Source organism: Candidatus Symbiopectobacterium sp. NZEC135, assembly GCF_025962695.1.
In genome coordinates this window covers 1-3,901 of the sequence record NZ_JAGFPF010000138.1, presented here as the reverse complement: position 1 = coordinate 3,901, position 3,901 = coordinate 1, and the positions used below count along the sequence as shown (strand labels likewise).

Below are 3,901 nucleotides of genomic sequence, written 5' to 3'. Positions count from 1 at the left end.
ATCGGCGCTGGGCGATCCGGGTAAAGTGCCATTTGTGAAACAGGTCGCGGCGCCTTATGCGCCGGGGAATAATGTGTCGCAAGCGCATCTGGATGCTAAATATGCCGAAGCGACTCGTGGGCAATCTAACGAGCAGAATAGCCAGGTTGCGCACTTACTGAGGGTGCGAGGTAAGACAGCACCTACGCATCCTCCGTATTACACTGGAAATAGATAGCATGGTAATTAATTGACATCCTCCCCCGCCCTGGAGGGCGGGGTTTTACGGCGCTCCTGATAAAAAACATTATTAGAATAAGCTGTGTTATTCTTTTCTTTCGAAAGATATGTCATTATTTTCGAAAGATGCAAATAATGTTTCATTATTACAATTGGTAAAGTAATTGTGTAAATTTAATTTACTTGTGTCATAGTCAGAAACAAAAAATCTGATGCCAGTCATCCCTGCAATATTTATTATTTCGATGAATTTATCGAAAACTTCGGCAACATCACTTAACTCAATTTTCCTCTGTGCCAGATCAGGTTTTTCGTAGTGAAGATCCAGTAAACGTTTAACGCCATTATATATATATTTGCCTTTTTCAGATTGGCTATAGCTAAATTCAGGCTTTCCATGTTTGTTTATTGAACATTTTAGCGCACAGTCAAGACCAACTAATTTATCCCCTTTAGATAATTCTTGTGGTACTTGACAGAACATTTCTTTATGAACAATTGGCGCAAAAATAAAATAGATCGCATTTGCTTTTTTAACGTCTTCAACAGGCCTTCCTTTGAGAATCATACAATCAGAGTCATAGCTTTTTTTTTCTAAATCTGTAGGAGGATCAATAGATAAGATAACAACGCCCCCGCGGTTTTTATCATTTTCAGCCAACATGCCATGATTGTGGGATTTATTTAAATATGCTTGTTCCGTCGTAAATGCTCTGACATTGGCATTTACATGTTCTCTAAATTCTTTACGACACTGTTCATAACCATTGCTTTGATAGTCTACTTCTATAATTCTCCAGCTTATATCTTTATAACCTGCGTTTTTAAGTTGTTCATTTATGAACGATTCTGTTAGCAGGCCAGCTGAACCTAATGATATAAATGTTATTGGTTTATCGCGCAATGGCATTGATTCTATAATACGAGATGTAACTTTATTTATAAAATTAACCCTACCATTAAGTGATGCAACATTTTCATTTTCAAACCAAGAACGGCGCCCTTTGTAACGAAAGCTGCATAGTCCATCATGTTTTATTTGAGATTCTTTTATCACACGATCGGCTGTTAATAGACTTACCTGATAATCATCATGGGAAACATGCACTGAGGTATCTGGTTTTATGGATACCGATGGGATCATAGCTAATCACCTTCATGTTATTAGTAAATTTTATTAAATGTTTGATTCAGTTACCTTATAACAATCTGTCAGCTCAGTTCAATAATAATTTACCCTTATTAACATTCGAGGTTGTAAAAAATCATTTTCTTAAAATTAAACATTTATTAATAATTGAATATATGTTCAGAGTATATGTTTCTATATAGTAACATTATCATCATATTCCTTTCATTAAATGATATCGATTAGGCCGTGACACAGATTTAGAACCTATCCCAAAATATATTTTTGTATAATGCGTTACGATCAAAGCAGCTTGAAGTCGTTTCTTGACTGCTCTTCACCGTTTACGGCGGGGAGCGGTCAACATCTCTATTCGATGTTATTTTGAAGATGGCAACTGAGAAGAAAACCTCGCGGCAGCTATCCGCGCTGATCGGTATTGCAAGTGATTCGTTTGGAGAAATCCGTCTCGCTCTGGATGCGGAGGTGTCTGATGAACTTAGGGGCTGAGATGGCACTGAGTAGCCTGCATGGGCTACTTGATCTACTAACAAACATCGACAATGACGTAAATCCAGAAACAATACGCCGTACTGCGTTGCTGGGGTTGATGCTGGTTTCTGAACTCGAAGACGGGTTTCAAAATAACCAAAGCGGTAATGTACTTCCCCTAACTATGCTGAAGCGACTCGTGGGCAAGCCAAGCAGCAAAGCAGTCAGGTTGCGCAGCAACTGCGGGAACGTGTTAAGGCCGCACCTACGCATCCGCCGTATTACACAGGAGATAGATAGCATGGTAACTAAATAAGAATCATTATCAAATGCTATTGCCAATGATATGATGTGAACTCTTAAAATAAAGCAAAGGATGCTTTGGCAAAATGTCTATTAAACCACTACTTTTCATGTCCTTTTTTGCGTTAACCGCCTGTAGTACAACCAAAGTTGTAGATACGTTCACCGGCACTCCTGGTACAGCTGGGATGGCATATTGCGTACGAGTGATTCTCTTGTAAATCACTATCCCAGCGGTGCCATTCGTATCATGGAGGATCGCAGTGGCGTGGGAAGTTACTATGTTTATGACGATAAAGGGGAAGAGATGGTACGAGCCAAGGGTACCATTGGCTACTGGCCGGGGCAGAAACCATCAGATATTGAGGTTAACTTTTATATGCCCCAAGATAAATCTATGACAGTTCGGGCAACACGGCGGTTAGCACTCAGCAAACAATGTGCAGCTATCCCAACAAAAGAACGGGAAGATAAATACTTACCGTCGGTTATTTGCACAGATAAGACTGCATGTAGCTTCAGGCGTGGTATCTGAGATAAAGCAAACTTGTTAACTGTGTTGAGTCAATACCATCTGTATGCCGTACCAGCCTCTCAGCCCCGAAGTAAGCTGCGCGGAAGAGCAACACTGAGACTGCGTAGCGGTTGCGGGAGCGGGTGCTGGCGGCGCAGTGGGGGGGCAACGCGGGATAAAAGGCACTAGGCATTACTCAATTTAGCTGTGCTCTTTAGAAAGGCATGATTATAGCTGACAATCAGTTAAGAGCAGATGTTGTGCCGGGTTCATAAACTGACATCGACATTAGAAAGAGATCAAAAACGCAGAAATCTCAAAAAATTCGTGGTATTAAGAAGAGAATGCCTTATATCTGCGCGGTCCAGTATAGTAATGTCTGGACGTATACTCATTAAGTAAAACTGGGTCTAGCCCCGTGATACCGACGGAAATCATACGATCCAGTCTAAGTGAGATGGCAACCAATATCGTCTTTAAAATGTGATATGACAGTTTTTTTACTGCATCAGCAACGCAACATGTGGCAATCGAGTTTTAGCTATTTTGACTAACTACATTAATAATCAATTGTGTCTGACTTCGCTGATAAGAACACTAGTGATTGATACGAACACTCATCAAGGAAAAGAAATGGATAATTTTGAACAACAACCTTTTAGTGATGTGGAGTTTGCAGAGAATCCTGAACAAAGGTGCCCAGTAATTCTTCTTCTTGATACATCATATTCAATGAGTGGAGCTCCTATTGCACAACTGAACGATGGGCTTATGACACTTCGTTCAGAACTTTTGAATGACCCAATGGCAGCAAAACGAGTTGAGTTAGCTGTTGTTACGTTTGGCCCCGTTGAAGTGAAATCTGATTTCGCCACTGTTGACAACTTCTATCCTGAGATGCTTGAAGCAAATAATGCGACCCCGATGGGGGACGCCATTGTGACTGGAATAAGCATGTTGCAGCAACGTAAACAGAGATATCGTGAAAATGGTGTGAAATATTACCGGCCTTGGATTTTTTTGATTACCGATGGAGCTCCTACCGATAACTGGGATGAGGCCAGACGCCGTGTCCATGAAGGTGAGGAGCGCAAAGAGTTTATGTTTTACGCTGTTGGTGTTGAACAAGCTGACATGAATGTGCTTAAACAAATCGCAACTCGTCAGCCTCTCAAACTTAAAGGGTTGGCGTTCAAAGAGTTATTCCAGTGGCTGTCCAGTTCACTAAGTGCAGTTTCACAGTC

General features: G+C 40.9%; 4 protein-coding genes and 1 pseudogene. 4 read left to right on the top strand and 1 reads right to left on the bottom strand.

The features are described from left to right. Positions 1-217: pseudogene (locus tag J5224_RS23835) on the top strand (hypothetical protein); the annotation flags it as partial. Between the two features lie 87 nt (positions 218-304). Here J5224_RS23835 and J5224_RS23830 read toward each other — a convergent pair. Further along, positions 305-1,363: a hypothetical protein gene (locus tag J5224_RS23830; RefSeq protein WP_264627709.1), complete on the bottom strand. Its 1,059-nt coding sequence runs from the start codon at positions 1,361-1,363 to the stop codon at positions 305-307. A gap of 496 nt (positions 1,364-1,859) precedes the next feature. Here J5224_RS23830 and J5224_RS23825 point away from each other — a divergent pair, with 496 nt between their 5' ends. From J5224_RS23825 to J5224_RS23815, 3 genes are all read left to right on the top strand, one after another. Beyond that, positions 1,860-2,156 carry a hypothetical protein gene (locus tag J5224_RS23825; protein ID WP_264627708.1) on the top strand — a complete coding sequence of 99 codons (297 nt, stop codon included), beginning with the start codon at positions 1,860-1,862 and terminating at the stop codon, positions 2,154-2,156. 237 nt (positions 2,157-2,393) lie between these two features. After that, complete coding sequence (locus tag J5224_RS23820; protein ID WP_264627707.1) at positions 2,394-2,678, top strand: hypothetical protein; 285 nt, start codon at positions 2,394-2,396, stop codon at positions 2,676-2,678. 612 nt (positions 2,679-3,290) lie between these two features. Continuing rightward, positions 3,291-3,901 (top strand): vWA domain-containing protein (locus J5224_RS23815; protein WP_264627706.1); only part of this gene is annotated, 611 nt, incomplete at its 3' end.

Excerpts from the sequence above, each read along its gene's own strand:
- J5224_RS23825 (WP_264627708.1), top strand. The coding sequence starts at position 1,860 with ATGGCACTGAGTAGCCTGCATGGGCTACTTGATCTACTAACAAACATC.
- J5224_RS23820 (WP_264627707.1), top strand. The coding sequence starts at position 2,394 with ATGGAGGATCGCAGTGGCGTGGGAAGTTACTATGTTTATGACGATAAA.
- J5224_RS23830 (WP_264627709.1), bottom strand. The coding sequence starts at position 1,363 with ATGATCCCATCGGTATCCATAAAACCAGATACCTCAGTGCATGTTTCC.